Raw genomic sequence first — 18787 nt, forward strand, 5'->3', positions numbered from 1 at the left:
GAACAGCTCTCAGCGGTCGAGGCTGGCGAACCGCTCGATGTCGACGTTCGTTCCGGAGACGATGATGAGGTCGTGGTTCGTCACGACCGTGTCCGCCTCGGCATAGCGGAACGGCTTGCCGGGACTCTTCACGCCCACGACCGTGACGTTGTACTTCGTGCGCACGCCGGACTGGTTCAGTCCCACGCCGCGGATAAACTTCGGCGGGTACATCTTCGCCAGCACGAAGTCGTCGTCGAAGCGGATGAAGTCCAGCATCCGGCCGCTGACGAGGTGGGCGACGCGCTCGCCGGCCTCGCGCTCGGGGTAGATGACGTGGTTGGCGCCGACGCGGGCGAGGATCTTGCCGTGCGACTGCGAGACGGCCTTGGCCCAGATCTGGGGGACCTTGAGGTCGACGAGGTTCGCCGTGATGAGCACGGACGCCTCGATGAGCGACCCGACGGCGACGACGGCCACCTGGAAGTCCTGAGCGCCGATCTGGCGCAGCGCGTCGATGTTGCGCGCATCCGCCTGCACGGTGTGGGTGACTCGATCCGACCACTTCTGCACGAGCTCGAGGCTCTCGTCGATCGCGAGCACCTCGCGGTCCAGTCGATCCAGCTCGCCGGCGCACGCGGCGCCGAAGCGGCCGAGTCCGATCACGAGGACGGGGGCGTCGCCCCGGATGACGTCAACCAACGATCGGCCTTTCCACGGGCAGCGAGTAGAGCTGCGTTCGCGACGTCGCGGCGACCGCCGCGGCGAGAGTCACTGTACCAACGCGCCCCATGAAGATGGTCGCCGCCATCACGTACGACGCGGAATCGGGGAGCTCGCCGGTGAGCCCGGTCGACAGCCCGACCGTGCCGAATGCCGAGATGACGTCGAAGAGCACGTGACTGATGTCCGCCTTGGTGATCTGTGCGATCACGATGGTCGACAGCGCCACGATGGTCGCACCCCACGCGACGACCGAGAGCGCGACGCGCTGGACGTCGCTGGGGATGCGGCGGCCGAAGGCCTCGACGGACTGGCGCCCCTTCGCCTCCGACCACACGGCGATGGCGAGGACGGCGAGCGTGGTCACCTTGATCCCGCCGGCGGTGGACGCCGAGCCGCCGCCCACGAACATGAGCATGGAGCCGGCCACCAGCGAAGAGCCGTTCAGTTCGCCGATGTCCACGACGCTGAAACCGCCCGACCGCGTCATGGCGGACAGGAAGAAGGCCTGGAACGTCGTGTCGACGGCATCCATCGATCCGAACGTGCCCGGATTGTCGTACTCGAGGATGAGGAAGACGACTGCGCCGGCGAAGAAGAGCAGGACCGTGGTGATCAGCGTGAGCTTGGTGTGCAGCGACCAGCGGTTGATGTGCCAGTGGTGCTTGGCGAGCGTGTAGATGACGGGGAAGCCGATGCTGCCCAGGAACACGCTCACCATGAGAACGCTCAGCACGAAGTAGTCGTCCGCGAACACCCCGACCCCGCCCGCGTTCGGGGAGAACCCGGTGTTCGTGAAGGACATGGCCGCGTAATAGGGGGCTTCCCACAGGGCGACCAGCGGGTCGATCCCGGCCATGACGAGTCCGGGATACAGCAGGATCGCGACGACCGCCTCGATGAGCAGCGTGGACAGGGCGACGGTCGTCAGCAGCTGACCGACTTCGCCGAGACGGACGGTCTGGCCCTCGTTCACCGGTCCGCCGTGGGCGCGCAGCGGATTGGTGTCGCCGGCGGCGATGAGCTTGGCTCGCAGTCCCAGGCGCTTGGAGATCACCAGGCCCATGACCGAGGCGAGCGTCAGCACGCCCATGCCGCCGATGTTGACGCCGATGAAGATGACGACGTGGCCGAAGGGAGACCAGTGCGTCGCCATGTCCACGGTCGCGAGACCCGTGACGCAGATGGTCGACACGGCGGTGAACAGCGCGTCCGCGAGCGGCGTGACAGTGCGACTGGCCGACGCGATCGGCAGCGCCAGCAGGGCGGTGAAGACGAGGATCAGCGACGCGAAGATCACGATCGCGAACCGGGACGGCGACGACGTGACGAGGTGCTTGCCGAACTGCCAGAGGCCGCGGAACCCGCGCCGAGGGGCGACGGCAGACGAGATGCCCGACATCGTTCCCCTTTCCGGTCGTCGCCCGGCGGTCCCTGCGTGCCGAGCCTTCGTCATGGTACTCCGCGCGTGGGGCGACTACCCTGATCACATGACCGACATCTTCGACGTGATCGCGGACGGCACGAGGCGCGACATCCTCCAGCTCCTGCTGCGACGGTCTTCGGAGGGGGATGCCGGCACCAGCGTCACTCAGATCGTGAGCGAGCTCGGCATCAGCCAGCCGACGGTCTCGAAGCACCTCAAGGTGCTCCGCGAGGCCGAGCTCGTCACCGTGCGCGAGGACGGTCAGCGCCGCTTCTACAGCCTCGCGGTCGAGCCTCTGGAGGTCGTCGACGACTGGCTCATGCCGTTCCTCGTGGACGCGTTCGCGGACGACTCCGGTTACGACCTCGTCCCGCTTCCGGACGGTGCGGCGCATGCCGCCGAGGCGGTCGGCCGTGCCGCGGCATCCGCGAAGCACGTCGTGCAGTCCGCGCTCAAGCGCCTCGGAGCCTGACGCGCGAGGACCCGCCCGGCGAACCGGACGGGTCCTGTGCGACTGCGCTCAGCGGCGGCCGGCCTTGCGGCGGAACAGCCAGCTGCCCCAGACGACCGCGACGGCGAGGATCGCGACGCACCACACGATCGCCCACAGCGGCTCGGTGTCGACCGATGTGCCCATCAGGAGGGCCCGGATCGTCTCGACGATCGGCGTGATGGGCTGGTACTCGGCGATCGGCTGCAGCCAATCCGGCATGCTCGCAACCGGCACGAAGGCGCTCGACAGGTAGGGGAGGAACAGCAGCACGAAGCCGTAGCCGTTCGCCCCCTCGGGCGAGCCCGCCGCCAGACCGATCGCGGCGAACAGGTAGGTGATCGCGAGGATGTACAGCGCGATGAGCGCGCCCATGGCGACCCATTCCCCGAAGTCCGCCGTCGGGCGGAAGCCGACGAGGACGCCGACGCCGATCACGATCGAGGTGGCGACGAGGTTGCGGATCAGGCTCGCGACGACATGCCCGGTGAGCACGGCTCCGGCGCGCAGCGGCATGGTCCGGAATCGGTCGATGATGCCGGTGCGCATGTCGTTGGCGACGTACACCGCCGTCGATGACGCGCCGAAGCCGGCGCAGGTGAGGATGATGCCCGGCACGACGTAGTCCACATAGGCGCCGGACGGGTCGATCGCGCCCCCGAACACCCAGGTGAACATCAGCATGAGCATCACGGGGAGCATGATCGCCATGAGCAGTGATTCGCCGTCGCGGAGCGAGTGGCGCATGCTGCGCCCCACGAACACGGCTTCGGCGGTGGCCCCGCGCAGGCGCGGGCGGACAGCGGGCGCCGAGGGGGCCGTCGGCGCGGCAGTCAGGGTGGTCATGCGGACTCCTTCGTGGACGTGGCGCCGACGAACGCGTCGGTGCGGGGGCGGTCGGATGAGGTGAGGGCGAGGAACACGTCGTCCAGCGACGGGCGCCGCAGCGACACGCTGCCTTCCGTGCCCTGCTCGTCCAGCTGGTCGAGCGCGCGGCGCAGCCCGGGGAGGGTGCCGTCCGTCGGCACCTCGCGCAGAAGCTCGCCGTGCTCGTCGTGCACCTCGACGGTGTCTCCGCCGACGCGGGACTTCAGCTCCGCCGCGGTTCCGAGAGCGGCGATGCGTCCGTCATGGAGGACGGCGATGCGGTCCGCGAGCTGGTCGGCCTCCTCGAGGTACTGCGTGGTGAGGAAGACGGTGGTCCCGGCATCCGCCATCGAGCGGATGATGTCCCACAGGTCCCGGCGACTGCGGGTGTCCAGTCCTGTGGTGGGCTCGTCGAGGAAGAGGATCTCCGGGGTGATCACGAAGCTCAGCGCCAGGTCGAGCCGGCGGCGCATGCCCCCGGAGTACGTGCGCACCGGGCGCGAGGCGGCGTCGGTCAGTCCGAACCGTTCGAGCAGCTCGGCCGATCGACGACGAGCCTGTTTCCGGCCGAGGCCGGAGAGCCGGCCGAACATGACCACGTTCTCCGTCGCGGTGAGAGCGTCGTCGACGGCCGCGGACTGGCCCGTGAGGCTGATCCGCTGCTGCACCGCGACCGGCTGGCTGCGGACGTCGAATCCGCCGACCTTCACGGTGCCGGCGTCGGGCCGGGTGAGGGTGGTGAGGATGTTGATGGTCGTGGTCTTGCCGGCCCCGTTCGGGCCGAGCAGGGCGAACACCTCGCCGCGCGAGACGGAGAGATCGATCCCGTCGATGACGGTGTGATCGCCGAAGCGCTTGCGAAGACCCGTGACCTCGATCGCGAGTGCGGTCATGAGCGTCGTTCCTTTCTGTGCAGGGCATAAACTGTGTACGTCGGATACAACTGTGTATGACCATAACACACTGTTTAGGAAATAAACAGAAGTAGGATGGTCGCATGACGGACGAGGAACTCCCGGAGCTCCCGAGGGGCATCGCGCTGGCGTGGGGTGTCGCGGCGAACCCGCAGCGCGGACCGAAGCGCGAGATGAGCGTCGAGCGGATCGTCGACGCGGCCGTGGAGCTGGCCGACGCCGAGGGGATCGGTGCGGTCTCGATGGCGGCGGTCGCCGCGAAGCTCGGGTTCACGCCGATGTCGCTCTACCGGTACGTCAGCGCCAAGGACGACCTCCTGCTGCTCATGCAGGAGCAGGCGACCGGTCTTCCTCCCGAGGACCATCGCGAGCACGAGGGCTGGCGGAACAGGCTGCGCGCGCTCTCCGAGGCGCAGGTGCTCATCTACCTCCGGCACCCGTGGATCCTGTCGCTGCCGATCACGGGCTCGCCCATCACCCCGAACAGCTCGGCGTGGATCGACGCGGGGCTCGAAGCCCTCGCCGAGACTCCGCTGAGTGAGACCGAGCGGCTCGCCGTCGCACTGGCGATGACCGGTCACGCGCGCTGGTACGGCATGGTGCTCGCCGGGTACTCCGAGGAGTCCCGCCGGACCGGGCTCACAGCGGAGGAGGTGTCCATGCAGGAGGCCGAGCTCTTCGACCGCGTCATCGCGGCGGAGGAGTTCCCGCACCTTCGTCGTGCGATCGATGCCGGCGTCTTCACGACGTCCGACGACCCCTTCCGCTTCGCGATGGAGCGCGTGCTGGACGGAGTGGGCATGTACATCGACAGCCTCGACCGCGGCGAGCGGCATGCGGCCGCGCAGGAGTTCCTCGGCCTGGAGCGGGCGGAGCTCGCGGGCGACAAGAAGTACCGCGAGGCGCAGAAGGCCGTGCGGGAGGCCGAGAAGATGCTGCGTGCGGCGCGCAAGGTCGAGCGTCAGGCGCTCCGCGATGCCACCGAGCGCCTGGCGCGAGGCTGACGCGTCACAGGGGTCTCATGCATCACATCCGTCACGCGGGTTTACATGCGTGACACCGACGGCCTAGAGTGTGCTTCAGCAGAAAGGGGTACAGGGGATGCCCGAAGTTCCAGACGTTCGCTTCCTGACGGTCGCCGAGGTCGCCGAGATCATGCGCGTGTCGAAGATGACGGTGTACCGGCTCGTGCACGCCGGCGACCTGCCGGCGATCCGGTTCGGCCGCAGTTACCGCGTTCCGGAGTCGGCGGTCGCCGACGCGCTGCGCCGTCCCATCGCGGATGCGGGCTGACCGATCGGCGCGTGCTCGGGGCGCTGTCGGCTTTGCTAGACTGATCCGAGGCATTTTTCCGTGCCCGTACCCGGGTGTCCGATTCCGTGCGGCATCCAGCCCCTGACGTAGTGAGGTTTCCGTGGGTTCTGTCATCAAGAAGCGCCGCAAGCGCATGGCGAAGAAGAAGCACCGCAAGCTGCTTCGCAAGACTCGCCACCAGCGCCGCAACAAGAAGTAAGCGGCCCAGACACGAGCGCCCCCGACAGCTCCTCGAGCGAGTCGACAGGGGGCGCTTTGTGTCTCTGCCGCAGAACCGATCCGAGGAAGCCATGAAGTCGATCACCGTCGCCGAACTCGCCGAGCGTTCGGGCACCCCTCTCATCGACGTGCGTGAGCGCGACGAGTTCGCCCGCGGCCACGTGCCCGGTGCCGTCAACATCCCGATGTCCGAGATCGGCGGTCGCCTGGGCGAGCTCCCCGGCGAGGCGTTCGACGTCATCTGCCAGATGGGCGGCCGCTCCGCCCGGGTCGTCGAGGCGCTCGAGTCCCGCGGCTACGACGCCACGAACGTCGACGGCGGCACGGGGGAGTGGATCGCCCAGGGGCGCGAGATCGAGATCCCCGCAGCGTGACGACGCTCACGCTCATCGGCAAGCCCGACTGCCACCTCTGCGACGTCGCGCGCGAGGTCGTCGACGCGGTGCTCGCGGACCTCCCCGAGGAGACCGCGGACCGCATCGAAGTAATCGAGTCCTCGATCGCCGACGATCCCGCCCTGTACGAGCTGTGGTGGGAGAAGATCCCCGTCGTCCTCGTCGACGGCGAACTGCACGCGCACTGGCGGGTGTCGCCCGACCGGCTGCGCGAGAGACTGGAGAGCGCATGACCGTCCGTCACGTCGTCACCTGGAAGCTCGCGAGCGAGGATGCCTCCGAGCGCGCCGCCCAGGCCACCGAGGTCGCACGGCGGCTGAACGCCCTTGCGGGCGTCGTCCCGCAGCTGCTCTCGATCTCAGCCGGTGCGAACAGCCTGTATCCCGACGCGAACTGGGATGTCACCCTGGTCGCCGACTTCGCGGATGCCGCCGCTCTCGAGGCCTATCAGGTGCACCCCGCGCATGAGGAGGTCGCCGGGTACATCCGCTCGGTCGTGGCGGGCCGGGTCGCGGTCGACTTCGAGATCTGAGGATCGGATGTGGAACCCGGTTCCACATCTGATGAAACCGAACCGTAACCTGTGACGGACGAATATCCACGGTCAACGTCGCCGCGACGTGTTTAGATGTGTTCACCAACCCGTCAGCGGGCGTTCTCGCCCCGTCACACAGGAGCGATCATGTCCCGACGTCGCACCATCGCCTCCGGAGTCGCCCTCGCCGCGGCCTCCGTCCTCGTCCTCACCGCCTGTGCCGGCGGCACCTCGCCCGACCCGGAGTCCCCTGCCTCCGGCGGCGAGGACTACGGACTGATCCAGGAGGGCGTGCTGACGGTCTGCTCCGACGTGCCCTACCCGCCGTTCGAGGACTTCGACGACAGCACCGAGAGCGGCTACACCGGCTTCGACATCGACCTGCTCACGGCGATCGCCGAGAAGCTCGACCTCACCATCGCGGTGCAGGACGTGAGCTTCGACGCGCTGCAGTCCGGCACGACCCTCGTCGCCGGCACGTGCGACATCGGGGCCTCGGCCATGACGATCACCGAGGAGCGCAAGGCCAACATCGACTTCTCCGACCCGTACTACGACTCGCTGCAGTCGCTGCTGGTCCCCGCCGACTCCGGCATCGCCTCGATCGACGACCTCGCCGGAAAGGTCGTCGGCGTCCAGCAGGGCACCACGGGCGAGGCGTACACGACCGAGAACGCGCCCGAGGACACCGAGATCGTCCGCTATCCGTCCGACGGCGAGCTGTGGCCCGCGCTGCAGGCCGGGCAGATCGACGCGATCCTGCAGGACCTGCCGGTCAACGTCGAGCACGTGCGCGCGGACGACACGTACACGATCGTCGAGGAGTACGACACCGAGGAGAGCTACGGCTTCGCCTTCGCGAAGGATGAGAAGCCCGAGCTGCTCGAGGCGGTGAACGGCGCGCTCGCCGAGCTGCGCGAGGACGGCACCTACCAGGAGATCTACGACACCTACTTCGCCGCCGAGTGACCGCCCCCGACGAGTACGACGAGGTACGACGATGGCGATGAGACGCCGCACCCGGCAACGGCTCTACCGCTTGGCGATGTACGCGATCTTCATCGCGGTGGTCGCGTGGGCGATCGTGGCGACGGACTGGCCGCGCCTGAGCAAGCAGTTCCTGAACCCCGAGGTCGCGGCGAGCCTGTTCCCCGACATCATCACGGTGGCTCTGGTGAACACGCTGATGTACACCGTGATCGGATTCGTCGGCGGCGCGCTGCTCGGCATCCTGCTGGCGATCCTGAAGCTCTCCAGCATCCTGCCGTTCCGCTGGTTCGCGACGGCGTGGATCGAGCTGTTCCGCGGGCTCCCGGCTCTGCTGACGATCTTCGCGGTGGCGTTCATGCTGCCGATCGGTCTCGGCATCAAGATCCCCGGCGGTGCCGCGGCGCAGGGTCTGGTCGGACTGATCCTCGTCGCCTCGGCGTACATGGCCGAGGTCATCCGCGCCGGAATCCAGGCCGTCCCGAAGGGTCAGACCGAGGCATCGCGGTCGCTGGGCATGTCGCCGACGAAGACGATGTTCTGGGTCGTGCTGCCGCAGGGCTTCCGCATCATCATCCCGCCGCTGACCAACGAGTTCGTCCTGCTGCTCAAGGACACCTCGCTGCTGTACATCGCGGGGACGACGATCCTCACCCGCGAGCTGACGACCTTCGCGCGCGACACCTCGACGGCGACTGCGAACGGCACGGCGCTCGTCGTCGCGGCGGCGCTGTATCTGCTCGTGACCATCCCTCTCACGCGCCTGGCCGCGTGGCTCGAACGACGACTGGCGAGGCAGCGATGAGCACGGATCTGATCGACATCCACGCTCCGGCCATCGAGGCGCGGGGCCTGGTGAAGAACTTCGGCGACAACGAGGTGCTCAAGGGGATCGACCTCATGGTGACCGCCGGCGAGGTCGTATGCGTCATCGGACCGTCCGGCTCGGGCAAGTCGACCCTGCTGCGCTCGGTCAACCTCCTGGAAGAGCCCACCGACGGCGCGATCCTGATCGAGGGCATCGACATCACCGATCCCGACGTCGACATCGACCGGGTGCGCACCCGCATCGGCATGGTCTTCCAGAGCTTCAACCTCTTCCCGCATCTGAGTGTGCTCGGGAACCTGACGCTCGCGCAGCGCCGGGTGCTGAAGAGATCCAAGACGGATGCCGAGGCCATCGCCCGCGAGATGCTGGACCGGGTCGGGCTGGCCGAGAAGGTCGACGCCTATCCCGGACACCTCTCCGGCGGGCAGCAGCAGCGCGTCGCGATCGCCAGGGCACTGTGCATGAACCCCGACATGATGCTGTTCGACGAGCCCACGTCGGCGCTCGACCCCGAGCTGGTGGGTGAGGTGCTGCAGGTCATGCGGTCTCTCGCCGACGAGGGCATGACGATGCTCGTCGTCACCCACGAGATGGGCTTCGCGCGCGAGGTCGGGTCGAGGCTGATCTTCATGGACGGCGGTCGCATCGTCGAGGAGGGCGACCCGCGCGCCGTGCTCGCGGACCCGCAGCATCAGCGCACGAAGGACTTCCTCTCGCGCGTGCTGTAGTCGCGGCGGGCGCGGCTACGCCGATTCGCGCAGAACGAGGCGATGCGGCACGACGCGGTGCGGGCCGACGTCGCCGTCCCCCTCGCCGAACGCGACGGCGAGTTCGAGCGCATGGCGGGCGACCTCGTCGAAGTCCACCGCGAGGGTCGTGAGGGTGGGAGCGACGAGCGTGCCGACCGTGAGACCGTCCACGCCGGCGACCCGGATGTCGCCGGGGACGTCGAGCCCCGCGTGACGGCACGCCGACAGCACGCCGAGCGCCATCAGGTCGTTGAACGCCAGGATCGCATCGGGGCGCGTCGTGCGGCGGATCACCTGCGCGGCGACGGCGGAGGCGTGCTCCGGCGTCGGAACGGACGCATGGACCACCTCGGGGGAGAGGCCCCGTCGTTCGAAGGCCTCGACCATCGCGATGCCGCGCCTGCTCGGGGTCGGGGGTTCGGAAGCGTCCAGCACGACCGGTCGGCGCGTGCCGAGTGCGACGAGGTGTGCGGCGAGGTCGTCGATCGCCGCGATCGGGTCGAGGTCGACTCCGGCGTGCGCGATGTCCTCTCCGGCGTCGAGGAGGACGAGCGGCGTCGCGCCGAACCGGCTCTCCCATGCGGAAGCCCACGTTCCGAGGTAGCCGACCACGACGTCCGCCTGGGCGTGCAGCGAACGCAGCAGGCGGTCCGCGGCTCCGGCGAGGCCGATGTCGACCAGCGAGACGCTCCATCCCTCGTCGGCGGCGCGGCGCACGACGGCCGCGGCCAGCTCGGGCGAATACGGGTTGCGCAGGTCGTTCACGACGAGCCCGAGCTGGCGATCGCCGCCGGTGACCAGCCCGCGTCCGAACCGGGACGGCCGGTACGAGAGGGCTCCGGCGGCGTCGAGCACCCGCTTCTTGGTGTCGGCGCTGATGCCCGGCATGTCGTTGATCGCGCGCGTGACCGTCTGCCGGGACACGCCCGCCGCGGCGGCGACATCGAGGATGGTCGCGCGCCGGCGCGCGGCGGGCGCTGCGGGGTCGCCCGCGCCGGTCAGCTGCGCAGATTCAGCCATGCCACCTCTTCGGGCGTGAGATCGACGGTGAGTCCCCGCATCGACGAGCGGGTCTCCTCGATCGTACGGGGTCCGAAGAGGGGGAACGTCGGGAACGGCTGCGCGAGCACGTAGGCCAGCGCGATCGCCGTCGTGGGCACGCCGCGTTCGGCTCCGAGATGCTCCGCGCGGCGGAGACGCTCGAAGTTCTCGTCGCTGTAGTAGCAGCGCACGAGCTCCGGGTCGCTGAGGTCCTCCGGGTGGGCGCGGCCGGCGAAGAACCCGCGCGCCTGCGACGACCACGGCAGGAGAGGCAGCTGCCGCTCCTCGAGCCAGCGCTTCGAGGCCTCGTCGGTCACGTGGACGCACCCCTCCCATGGCACGTCGTAGGCCTCGGCGAGTCCGAAGTGGTCGCTCACGACCCCGAATCCCTGCCGTCCGTTCGCCCTGGCGTAGGCGTTCGCCTCGTCGATGCGCGCGGGCGTCCAGTTCGATCCCCCGAACACGCGGATGCGCCCGGCGCGCGCGTGCTCGTCGAGCACGTCGACGAACTCGCCGACGGGAACCTCCGGGTTGTCCCGGTGGAGCATGTAGATGTCCGCGTAGTCCGTGCCCTGCCGCTCGAGGCTCTCGAGCAGCTGGCGCGAGACGGATTCCGGATCGCAGTACGGTGTGTGCCCGCCCTTCGTGATCACCACGACGTCCTCGCGGACGCCGCGGTTCGCGATCCACCGGCCCAGGCGCTTCTCCAGCTCGCCGTCGCCGTAGATGTACGCGGTGTCGAACACGTTGCCGCCGCGCTCGGCGTAGACGTCGAAGATCGCCGATGCGTGCGCGAGGTCCGGCTGGTTGTCGACGCCCATCACGAGCCGCGACACCGGTTTGCCGACCCCGGGGATCTCCCCGTACCGCATCTCGCCGTCACGGGTGTCGCCGCCCGGGACGAACGCGCCGCGCACCGGGGGGATGTCGGCGTCCTCGGCCTCGAACGGATATCGCAGCCCGACGGCGGCGCGCCAGCGGTCCAGCGTGCGCGCGGTGGCCAGCGTCTCGGCCGTCGTCATCTCCGGGACATCGAGGCGACCCTCGCGCAGCGCGGCCAGAGTCGCCTCCGCCTCGAGGGCGTAGGCGTCGGCCTCGTCGATCACGATCGTCTGCACGCCGTCGGTCGTCGCGAGCTCGATCTCGGTGGCGCCGACCGGCACCCAGGGCTCGGCGACGCGGATGCTGCCCCGCTCCCCGAAGATCGTCACAGTGTTGGGCGCCGGGACCATGACACCGGTCGTGAGGGTCGCGGTGATGCCGCTGCGATAGGTGGCCCGCGCCACCGTCCACTCGTCGACACCGGTCGGCCCGATCGACCCGTCAGCCGTCAGCTCGACCGGCTCGGAGGCGTGCACGCCGTCGGCCGCGTCGACGACGGCGGCGGCCATCGTCACGGTGTACCCGCCGACATCGAGGATGCCGCCCCCGGCGACCGCCGGATCGAGGAGGCGTCCGCGGCGCTCGCCGACGCGGAACGCGAACGACGCGTCGATGTGGAGGACCCGGCCGATGGCGCCCTCGCGCACGAGATCCAGCACGGCGCGCGTCTGCGGGTGGAAACGGTACATGTAGGCCTCGACGAGCGGCACGCCGGCCTGGCGGGCCGCGTCCACCATCGCCATGGCCGTGCCGTGGTTGACGGCGAGCGGCTTCTCGCACAGCACCGCCTTGCCGGCGGAGATCGCCGCGATCGCGAGTGCGGGGTGCGCCGTGTGGACGGTGGAGACGTAGACCGCGTCCACGCGCGGGTCCGCCAGGGCCTGGGCGTAGTCCCCGGCGGTCACCTCCTCAGCGCCCTGCTGCTCGGCTTCGTCCGCGAACGAGCGGGCACGAGCGGCATCCGAACTGCCGACCGCGACGATCCGTCCGTCGCCCGAACCGATGCCGGTCAGGAATCGCCGCGCGATGCCGCCGGGGCCGAGCACGGCCCATCCGCCGGTGCGGGTATGCGTCTCTTCGACGGGGAGCTGAGGGGTCACCATTGTCCTTTCGAGCCGGGACCGTGAACGCTCACGGTCCTGTCACGCTAGCCCCGTATCCCTTGATCGTCAAGCCCGTCGTGAACGTTCACACGTTCGGTTCTCACCTCGGAGATCTCTCCCGAGCGACGGAGAGACCTCTCCGGAATGACGAGACCCCGTCGTATCCACGCGGATACGACGGGGTCTCGCAGGTAAGGCGGGGTCTCGAGCGAGCGTCAGCTCTCGACTTCGACGACCTCGGCATCCGCGGCGTTGCGCCGCACCGAGTCGATCCCGCCGAGTGCACTCGCCTTGGACGAGTATCCCTGGCCGGTCGCGATGACCTCGCCGTTGCCCGCCTTGAGGCGGAACCGGTAGTCGCCGCCCTTGTCCTGGAACACCTCGAACGTGCCTGCCATGCGGCATCCTTCCCCTGAACGATCGGGGACGGAGTGCCCCCGGATCACACGCTATCGACGCCCGCATCCGAGCGGAAGCGTCGGATCCCCGGCCGATCCGCCCCTCGAGACCCCGCCTGCGTGACGAGACCTCCCCGCATTCGCGTGAATGCGGAGAGGTCTCGTCAACAGGGAGAGGTCACTCGTGACGGGGATCCGTCGAGGGACCGAGAGGGGATGACGTGCGTCAGGCCTCGGCATCCTCGGGGACGAAGTCGACGCCGGCCTCAGCGCGCTGCTGGTCGGTGATGGGAGCGGGCGCAGCGGTGAGCGGGTCGAACCCGTTGCCGGTCTTCGGGAACGCGATGACCTCGCGGATCGACTCGGTCTTGGACAGGTGCTGCAGCACGCGGTCCAGGCCCAGCGCGATGCCGCCGTGGGGCGGCGCGCCGAACTTGAACGCGTCCAGCAGGAAGCCGAACTGCTCGTCCGCCTGCTCATCGCTGATTCCCATGACCTCGAACACCCGCTTCTGGACATCCTCGCGGTGGATCCGGATGGAGCCGCCGCCGAGTTCGGAGCCGTTGCAGACGATGTCGTACGCGTAGGCGAGCGCCGAACCGGGGTCGGTGTCGAAGGTGTCCTCGAACTCGGGCTTCGGGCCGGTGAAGGCGTGGTGCACGGCCGTCCAGGCGCCGGCGCCGACAGCCACATCGCCGGATGCCACGGCGTCCGCGGCCGGCTCGAACATCGGGGCGTCGACCACCCAGGTGAAGGCGAACGTGTCGGGGTCGAGCAGGCCCAGACGCCGACCGATCTCGACGCGCGCCGCTCCGAGGAGAGCGCGGCTGTCCTTGGCAGAACCGGCGGCGAAGAACGCGCAGTCGCCGGGTGCCGCTCCCACCAGCTCGGCGAGCCCGGCCTGCTCGGCCTCCGAGAGGTTCTTCGCCACGGGGCCGCCGAGGGTGCCGTCCTCGTTGAACAGGACGTATGCGAGACCTCGGGCGCCGCGCTGCTTGGCCCAGTCCTGCCAGGCGTCCAGCACCTTGCGCGGCTGCGAGGCGCCGCCCGGCATCAGCACGGCGCCGACGTACTCGGACTGGAAGACGCGGAAGGGCGTCTCCGAGAAGTACGAGGTCGCCTCGACGAGCTCGAGGCCGAAGCGCAGGTCGGGCTTGTCCGAGCCGTACTTCGCCATGGCGTCGGCGTAGGTGATGCGCGGAAGGGGAGTCGGCACCTCGACGCCGATGGTGGCCCACATCGCGGTGATGACGGCCTCCATCATCTCGATGACGTCCTCCTGGTCGACGAAGGCCATCTCGATGTCGAGCTGCGTGAACTCCGGCTGGCGGTCGGCGCGGAAGTCCTCGTCGCGGTAACAGCGCGCGATCTGGAAGTACTTCTCCACGCCGCCGACCATGAGCAGCTGCTTGAACAGCTGCGGCGACTGCGGCAGGGCGTACCAGCTGCCGGGGTGCAGGCGTGCGGGCACGACGAAGTCGCGGGCGCCCTCGGGAGTGGAGCGGGTGAGCGTGGGCGTCTCGATCTCCGTGAACTCGCGCTCGTGGAGCACGTCGCGGATCGCCTTGTACACCTGCGAGCGCAGGCGCATGACGGATGCCGGCTGCGGACGGCGCAGGTCCAGGTAGCGGTACTTGAACCGGACGTCCTCGCCGATCGGGTCGCCGCCTTCGAGGCCGGTGGAGACCTGGAACGGCAGCGGGGCGGACTCGTTGAGGACGACGACCTCGGATGCGATGACCTCGATCTCCCCGGTGGGCAGGTTCGGGTTCTCGTTTCCGGCCGGACGCGCGGACACGGTGCCGGTGACCTTCAGGACGAACTCGCTGCGCAGCGGATGCGCGGTCTCCTCGTCGCGGATGACCACCTGGGCGATGCCGGAGGCATCCCGGAGATCGATGAACGCGACTCCTCCGTGATCACGACGACGATCGACCCAACCCGTGAGGGTGACGGTCTGACCGATGTGCTCGGCTCGCAGAGAGCCGGTCGTGTGAGTGCGAAGCACGGAAGATTCCTCCAGTTCGGAAAAGGGAACCTGGCTATTCTACGGGGGAGGGTTCACGCTCCGAGAGAGCCCGCTCGCTAGACTCGCGGCCATGGACTCCAACCTGATCACCGAACAGCTCTTCTCGACCAGTTCGGTGCTGCTCGGCGTCGTTCTGTACGTCCTGTACGCGGTGACGATGTGGAAGGTCTTCGCGAAGGCCGGCTATCCCGGCATCCTCGCGCTGATCCCTATCGTCAACTGGATCTTCCTGGTCAAGATCGCCGGGATGTCCGGCTGGTTGGCGCTGCTCTATCTGATCCCGCTCGTGAACGTCGTGTTCGCGCTCGTGGTCGCGTTCAAGGAGGGTGCCAACTTCGGCAAGGGCGGGGCGTTCTCGTTCTTCCTCCTCTGGCTCTTCCCTTACATCGGTCATCTGATCATCGGCTTCGGATCCGCCGAGTACCGGCGGGTGTGACCGGGTGCCTGCCGAGCGTCTGCACCTCGTCCGCCACGGCGAGGTGCACAATCCCGATCGCGTGCTCTACGGTCGGCTGCCGAACTTCCGTCTGAGTGAAGCGGGACGGGGGATGGCACGTGCTGCGGCGGAGTACGTGATCGGACTCGGGCACACGCTCGCAGAAGTGCGCTGCTCGCCCCTGCAGCGCGCCCGCGAATCGGCCGAGCCCTTCACCGAGCTGACGGGACTCGCGGCCGAGATCGACGAGCGGATCATCGAGCCCACGAACGTGTTCGAGGGCACCAGGATGCGTCGCGCACTGCGCGACCCGCGCAACTGGTGGCACCTGCGCAGCCCCTCGACGCCGAGCTGGGGCGAACCCTACGCCCTGATCGCGGCACGCATGCGTCAGGCCATGGACGACGCCTGGCACGAGACGGATGCCGGGGACATCGTCTTCGTCTCGCACCAGGCGCCCATCTGGATCACGCACCTGTCGGTCGCCGGTCTCCCGCTGCGCCACGACCCGCGGACCCGACGGTGCTCCCTCTCCAGCGTGACGTCCTTCGAGCGCGTGGGCGACGTGTGGCGCGAGGTCGACTACGCCGAGCCCGCGTCGGGCGGGGTGGACCTCGGCGCTGTCTGAGCGCTTACCCTCGCGGTCAGTGCTCCGCGGCCAGCTCCTGGACGAGCACAGCGGCCGCCATCTGCCCGGCAGCGGCCGCCATGACGACTGACGCCACCACCCCCGGCAGCGTCGCGCGGTGGGCGAGGTCGCCCGCCGCGCTCACACCGGGGACGGAGGTGCGCCCGAACTCGTCGATCTCGATCGCACCGGACGGCAGCACCTGCAGCCCGAGCTGCTCGGCGAACGGCGCCCGCTGCCGGATGGACCCTGCAGCGACGAAGAGCCCGGCGACCGCGATGTCTCCATCAGCGGTGCGGACCACGACCTGGACTCCATCGTCCTCGACGCGCTCGACCGGCACGGGGTGCACGCGCACGGAGGCTCGCTCCAGCTGGCCCACCACGGCCGGGTCGGGGGCCTCGCCGACACCGAAGACGGTGATCTCGCCGACGATGGGAGCGAGCATCCCGATCAGGTGGGCGGTCCGGTCGCTCGCGCCGAGGATGCCGATGCTCGCGTCGCTGAACTCGTGGCCGTCGCAGAACGGGCAGGTGAACGCGCGTCGTCCCCACAGCGCATCGAGGCCGGGCACGGCGGGGAGGTCGTCCGCGACGCCAGTGGCGAGCACGATGCGCCGCGCGCGCTCCGACGTGCCGTCGGCGAGGGCGACGGTGAAATCGTCCACCTCGCCCTCGATGCGCTCCACCGCCACATCTCGCACGCGGACGTCGGCGTACGCACCCAGTTGGGCGCGTGCCTTCGCCCGGAAGTCGGCGGGCGGCGTGCCGTCGTTGCCGATCACGTTGTGCATGTGCGCCACGGGGCCGTTGCGGTACTCGCCGGAGTCGAGCAGCAGGGTCGAGCGGTGCATCCGGCCGAGGCTGAGCGCGGCCTGCAGGCCGGCGGGGCCGGCTCCGATCACGATCACGTCGTACATGGTGTCTCCATCCTGATCTTGCGTTCGCGAACAGTCTGTGACTTCATGTCAACATGAAGTCAAGCGCGAATCATCCCTGGTCCGTCGGAGACGTCGCCGAGCGCTTCGGTCTGCCGACGAACGTCCTCCGGCACTGGGAGAGCGTCGGGCTGCTCCGACCTGATCGGGATGCGGCGGGGCGCCGGAGATACGGCGAGGACGAGGTGGTGCGCATCGCGATCATCCAGCGCAGCAAGGCCGCCGGGATGAGCCTCGAGCAGATCGGCGTCCTGCTGGACGACGGCCGTTCCGGCCGTCACGAGGTGCTGCACGCGCATCTGGACGACCTCGACCGGCGCATGGAGGAGATGCGCCGGTCGCGCGAGATGACCGAGCACGCGCTGCGCTGCCGCGCTCACGACATCACGATGTGTCCGAACTTCCGCGCCGGCGTCGAGGACGTCCTGGCACGGCTGTGAGGCTGGCAGAAGGCTCAGAGTACCCATAGAATCCGCCACGTAGACTGGGGCCCGTGCCCGATCACACGGTTCTCTCCGACCGCGCCGGCCAGCCCTCCCGATCCCGCTTGCGCGGAATGCTCGGAGTCGCGCTCGCCGCGGCGCTCGTCGTCGGCGTGACCGCGTGCGCTCCCGATCCCGTCGCCGAGCAGTACCTGAACGGTGAGGACAAGGGCTACATCGCCGCCGACGGATTCACCGTCGTCGAGATCGCGCCGGAGGATCGCGGCGAGCCCGTCGAGTTCGGCGGCGTGACCGAGGACGGCGAGCAGTTCGACAGCGCCGACATCGCCGGCGACGTCGCGGTCGTGAACTTCTGGTACGCGGGCTGCGCGCCGTGCCGGGTCGAGGCGCCTGAGCTCGAGGCCGTGTGGCAGGACTTCCAGGACGACGGCGTGTCGTTCGTCGGCGTCAACACGTTCGACGAGGCCGACACCGCCAAGGCGTTCGCCGAGACCTACGGCGTCACCTACCCGAGCCTGATGGACGCGAAGACCGGAGAGGCCAAGCTCGCCTTCGCCGGCGCCACGCCGATCCAGGCGACGCCGACGACGCTCGTGCTCGACAAGCAGGGCCGAGTCGCCGCCCGCATCATCGGACAGCTGGAGAGCGCGTCGATCCTGTCGACGCTGGTCAAGGACGCGCTCGCGGAGAGCGCGTGAACGTCCAGACGCTGATCGGCGACGGCAGTCTGCTCCTCGCGATCCCGGTCGCGATGCTCGCCGGACTCGTGTCGTTCCTCTCGCCCTGCGTGCTGCCGCTCGTGCCCGGCTATCTCGGCTTCCTCGGCGGCGCGGTCGCTCCCCGGGGCGGCGCAGGCGCGCAGTCGAACGGGAAGGGCCGGCTCCTGCTGGGCGTGCTCCTGTTCATCCTCGGCTTCACGATCGTGTTCGTCGCCTGGACGATCCTGGGCGGCGCGACCGGGCACTTCTTCGTCCGGTGGGGCGAGCTGGTCACGCGCATCCTCGGCGTGGTTATCATCCTCATGGGGCTGGTGTTCCTCGGGCTCTTCGGCTTCGCGCAGCGCGAGTTCCGCTTCCACGTCGACTCCAGGTCCGGCCTGATCGGCGCGCCGCTGCTGGGCATCGCGCTCGGCATCGGCTGGGCGCCCTGCATGGGACCCACGCTCGCCGCGATCGTGTCACTGTCCTGGCAGGTCGGCGATCCGTGGCGCGCCGCCCTCCTGGGCGTGGCGTACTCCCTCGGCCTGGGCATCCCGTTCGTTCTCGTCGCTCTCGGCTTCGGCTGGGCCGCGCGCGCGATCGGCTTCCTGCGCCGTCACATCCGCACCGTGAACATCATCGGCGGCGTGCTGCTCATCGTGCTCGGTGTGCTGATGGTCACCGGAATCTGGACCGACATCATGTCCCGCCTGCAGGCGGTGATGGCGAGTGTCGTCCTCCCGCTCTAGTTCGATCAAGAAGGAT

Annotated in this window: 24 protein-coding genes; 15 read left to right on the forward strand and 9 right to left on the reverse strand. The window is 69.1% G+C overall.

Features of this window, described 5'->3' with window-relative positions:
• Nucleotides 1–9 precede the first annotated feature (9 nt).
• Nucleotides 10–681 (reverse strand): potassium channel family protein, encoded by a 672-nt coding sequence (locus tag AC3RXZ_RS06825; RefSeq protein WP_243232707.1) that lies wholly within the window; start codon nt 679–681, stop codon nt 10–12.
• Nucleotides 674–2104: a TrkH family potassium uptake protein gene (locus tag AC3RXZ_RS06830; protein WP_243232705.1), complete on the reverse strand. Its 1431-nt coding sequence runs from the start codon at nt 2102–2104 to the stop codon at nt 674–676. Before AC3RXZ_RS06830 ends, AC3RXZ_RS06825 begins: the two co-directional genes overlap by 8 nt.
• 88 nt (nt 2105–2192) lie before the next feature.
• Here AC3RXZ_RS06830 and AC3RXZ_RS06835 point away from each other — a divergent pair, with 88 nt between their 5' ends.
• The gene (locus tag AC3RXZ_RS06835) at nt 2193–2600 is read left to right on the forward strand and encodes an ArsR/SmtB family transcription factor (RefSeq protein WP_243232703.1); all 408 of its coding nucleotides are present in this window, start codon (nt 2193–2195) and stop codon (nt 2598–2600) included.
• Between the two features lie 48 nt (nt 2601–2648).
• Here the strand turns inward: AC3RXZ_RS06835 and AC3RXZ_RS06840 are convergent, their stop codons facing one another.
• Entirely contained in the window at nt 2649–3464 is an 816-nt protein-coding gene (locus AC3RXZ_RS06840; protein ID WP_491493544.1) for an ABC transporter permease, read from the reverse strand.
• Complete coding sequence (locus tag AC3RXZ_RS06845; RefSeq protein WP_491493545.1) at nt 3461–4378, reverse strand: ATP-binding cassette domain-containing protein; 918 nt, start codon at nt 4376–4378, stop codon at nt 3461–3463. The genes AC3RXZ_RS06840 and AC3RXZ_RS06845 overlap by 4 nt, the downstream gene beginning before the upstream one ends.
• A 104-nt stretch (nt 4379–4482) precedes the next feature.
• Here AC3RXZ_RS06845 and AC3RXZ_RS06850 point away from each other — a divergent pair, with 104 nt between their 5' ends.
• From AC3RXZ_RS06850 to AC3RXZ_RS06890, 9 genes are all read left to right on the forward strand, one after another.
• Nucleotides 4483–5403: a TetR/AcrR family transcriptional regulator gene (locus AC3RXZ_RS06850; protein ID WP_491493546.1), complete on the forward strand. Its 921-nt coding sequence runs from the start codon at nt 4483–4485 to the stop codon at nt 5401–5403.
• 97 nt (nt 5404–5500) lie between these two features.
• Nucleotides 5501–5692: a helix-turn-helix domain-containing protein gene (locus AC3RXZ_RS06855; protein WP_243232682.1), complete on the forward strand. Its 192-nt coding sequence runs from the start codon at nt 5501–5503 to the stop codon at nt 5690–5692.
• A 121-nt stretch (nt 5693–5813) separates the two neighbouring features.
• Nucleotides 5814–5912: a 30S ribosomal protein bS22 gene (locus tag AC3RXZ_RS06860; protein ID WP_003792170.1), complete on the forward strand. Its 99-nt coding sequence runs from the start codon at nt 5814–5816 to the stop codon at nt 5910–5912.
• Between the two features lie 91 nt (nt 5913–6003).
• A complete protein-coding gene (locus tag AC3RXZ_RS06865) occupies nt 6004–6306 on the forward strand; it encodes a rhodanese-like domain-containing protein (RefSeq protein ID WP_243233473.1) in 303 nt (100 codons plus the stop codon).
• Nucleotides 6303–6560 carry a glutaredoxin family protein gene (locus AC3RXZ_RS06870; RefSeq protein WP_243233472.1) on the forward strand — a complete coding sequence of 86 codons (258 nt, stop codon included), beginning with the start codon at nt 6303–6305 and terminating at the stop codon, nt 6558–6560. The genes AC3RXZ_RS06865 and AC3RXZ_RS06870 overlap by 4 nt, the downstream gene beginning before the upstream one ends.
• Nucleotides 6557–6859, forward strand: a complete 303-nt coding sequence (locus AC3RXZ_RS06875) for a Dabb family protein (RefSeq protein ID WP_491493547.1) — start codon at nt 6557–6559, stop codon at nt 6857–6859. The genes AC3RXZ_RS06870 and AC3RXZ_RS06875 overlap by 4 nt, the downstream gene beginning before the upstream one ends.
• 150 nt (nt 6860–7009) lie before the next feature.
• Nucleotides 7010–7831, forward strand: a complete 822-nt coding sequence (locus AC3RXZ_RS06880) for a basic amino acid ABC transporter substrate-binding protein (protein WP_243233469.1) — start codon at nt 7010–7012, stop codon at nt 7829–7831.
• 37 nt (nt 7832–7868) lie between these two features.
• The gene (locus AC3RXZ_RS06885) at nt 7869–8654 is read left to right on the forward strand and encodes an amino acid ABC transporter permease (protein ID WP_243233461.1); all 786 of its coding nucleotides are present in this window, start codon (nt 7869–7871) and stop codon (nt 8652–8654) included.
• Nucleotides 8651–9406 (forward strand): amino acid ABC transporter ATP-binding protein, encoded by a 756-nt coding sequence (locus AC3RXZ_RS06890; protein WP_491493548.1) that lies wholly within the window; start codon nt 8651–8653, stop codon nt 9404–9406. The genes AC3RXZ_RS06885 and AC3RXZ_RS06890 overlap by 4 nt, the downstream gene beginning before the upstream one ends.
• A 15-nt stretch (nt 9407–9421) precedes the next feature.
• Here the strand turns inward: AC3RXZ_RS06890 and AC3RXZ_RS06895 are convergent, their stop codons facing one another.
• From AC3RXZ_RS06895 to aspS, 4 genes are all read right to left on the reverse strand, one after another.
• Nucleotides 9422–10447, reverse strand: a complete 1026-nt coding sequence (locus tag AC3RXZ_RS06895; protein ID WP_491493549.1) for a LacI family DNA-binding transcriptional regulator — start codon at nt 10445–10447, stop codon at nt 9422–9424.
• Nucleotides 10426–12453 (reverse strand): aldo/keto reductase, encoded by a 2028-nt coding sequence (locus AC3RXZ_RS06900; RefSeq protein WP_491493550.1) that lies wholly within the window; start codon nt 12451–12453, stop codon nt 10426–10428. The genes AC3RXZ_RS06895 and AC3RXZ_RS06900 overlap by 22 nt, the downstream gene beginning before the upstream one ends.
• Nucleotides 12454–12668: 215 nt before the next feature.
• Nucleotides 12669–12851 carry a YegP family protein gene (locus tag AC3RXZ_RS06905; RefSeq protein ID WP_243233454.1) on the reverse strand — a complete coding sequence of 61 codons (183 nt, stop codon included), beginning with the start codon at nt 12849–12851 and terminating at the stop codon, nt 12669–12671.
• A 226-nt stretch (nt 12852–13077) separates the two neighbouring features.
• Nucleotides 13078–14859, reverse strand: a complete 1782-nt coding sequence (gene aspS, locus AC3RXZ_RS06910) for an aspartate--tRNA ligase (protein WP_491493551.1) — start codon at nt 14857–14859, stop codon at nt 13078–13080.
• Between the two features lie 91 nt (nt 14860–14950).
• Here aspS and AC3RXZ_RS06915 point away from each other — a divergent pair, with 91 nt between their 5' ends.
• Nucleotides 14951–15316 (forward strand): DUF5684 domain-containing protein, encoded by a 366-nt coding sequence (locus tag AC3RXZ_RS06915; protein WP_243233450.1) that lies wholly within the window; start codon nt 14951–14953, stop codon nt 15314–15316.
• 4 nt (nt 15317–15320) lie between these two features.
• Nucleotides 15321–15944, forward strand: coding sequence for a histidine phosphatase family protein (locus AC3RXZ_RS06920; RefSeq protein ID WP_243233448.1), 624 nt, complete (start codon nt 15321–15323; stop codon nt 15942–15944).
• A 16-nt stretch (nt 15945–15960) separates the two neighbouring features.
• Here AC3RXZ_RS06920 and AC3RXZ_RS06925 read toward each other — a convergent pair whose 3' ends face one another.
• Nucleotides 15961–16863, reverse strand: a complete 903-nt coding sequence (locus AC3RXZ_RS06925; protein WP_243233445.1) for an NAD(P)/FAD-dependent oxidoreductase — start codon at nt 16861–16863, stop codon at nt 15961–15963.
• Nucleotides 16864–16916: 53 nt separating this feature from the next.
• Between AC3RXZ_RS06925 and AC3RXZ_RS06930 the strand changes: the two genes are divergently transcribed.
• From AC3RXZ_RS06930 to AC3RXZ_RS06940, 3 genes are read left to right on the forward strand one after another with little or no spacing between them, the layout of a single operon-like run.
• Nucleotides 16917–17321, forward strand: a complete 405-nt coding sequence (locus tag AC3RXZ_RS06930; protein ID WP_243233443.1) for a helix-turn-helix domain-containing protein — start codon at nt 16917–16919, stop codon at nt 17319–17321.
• A gap of 53 nt (nt 17322–17374) precedes the next feature.
• On the forward strand, nt 17375–18022 hold the full coding sequence (locus AC3RXZ_RS06935; RefSeq protein ID WP_243233440.1) for a TlpA family protein disulfide reductase: 648 nt from the start codon (nt 17375–17377) through the stop codon (nt 18020–18022).
• On the forward strand, nt 18019–18771 hold the full coding sequence (locus tag AC3RXZ_RS06940) for a cytochrome c biogenesis CcdA family protein (protein ID WP_243233437.1): 753 nt from the start codon (nt 18019–18021) through the stop codon (nt 18769–18771). Before AC3RXZ_RS06935 ends, AC3RXZ_RS06940 begins: the two co-directional genes overlap by 4 nt.
• The last annotated feature ends 16 nt before the right edge of the window (nt 18772–18787 follow it).

It is taken from the genome of Microbacterium cucumeris (assembly GCF_058349845.2).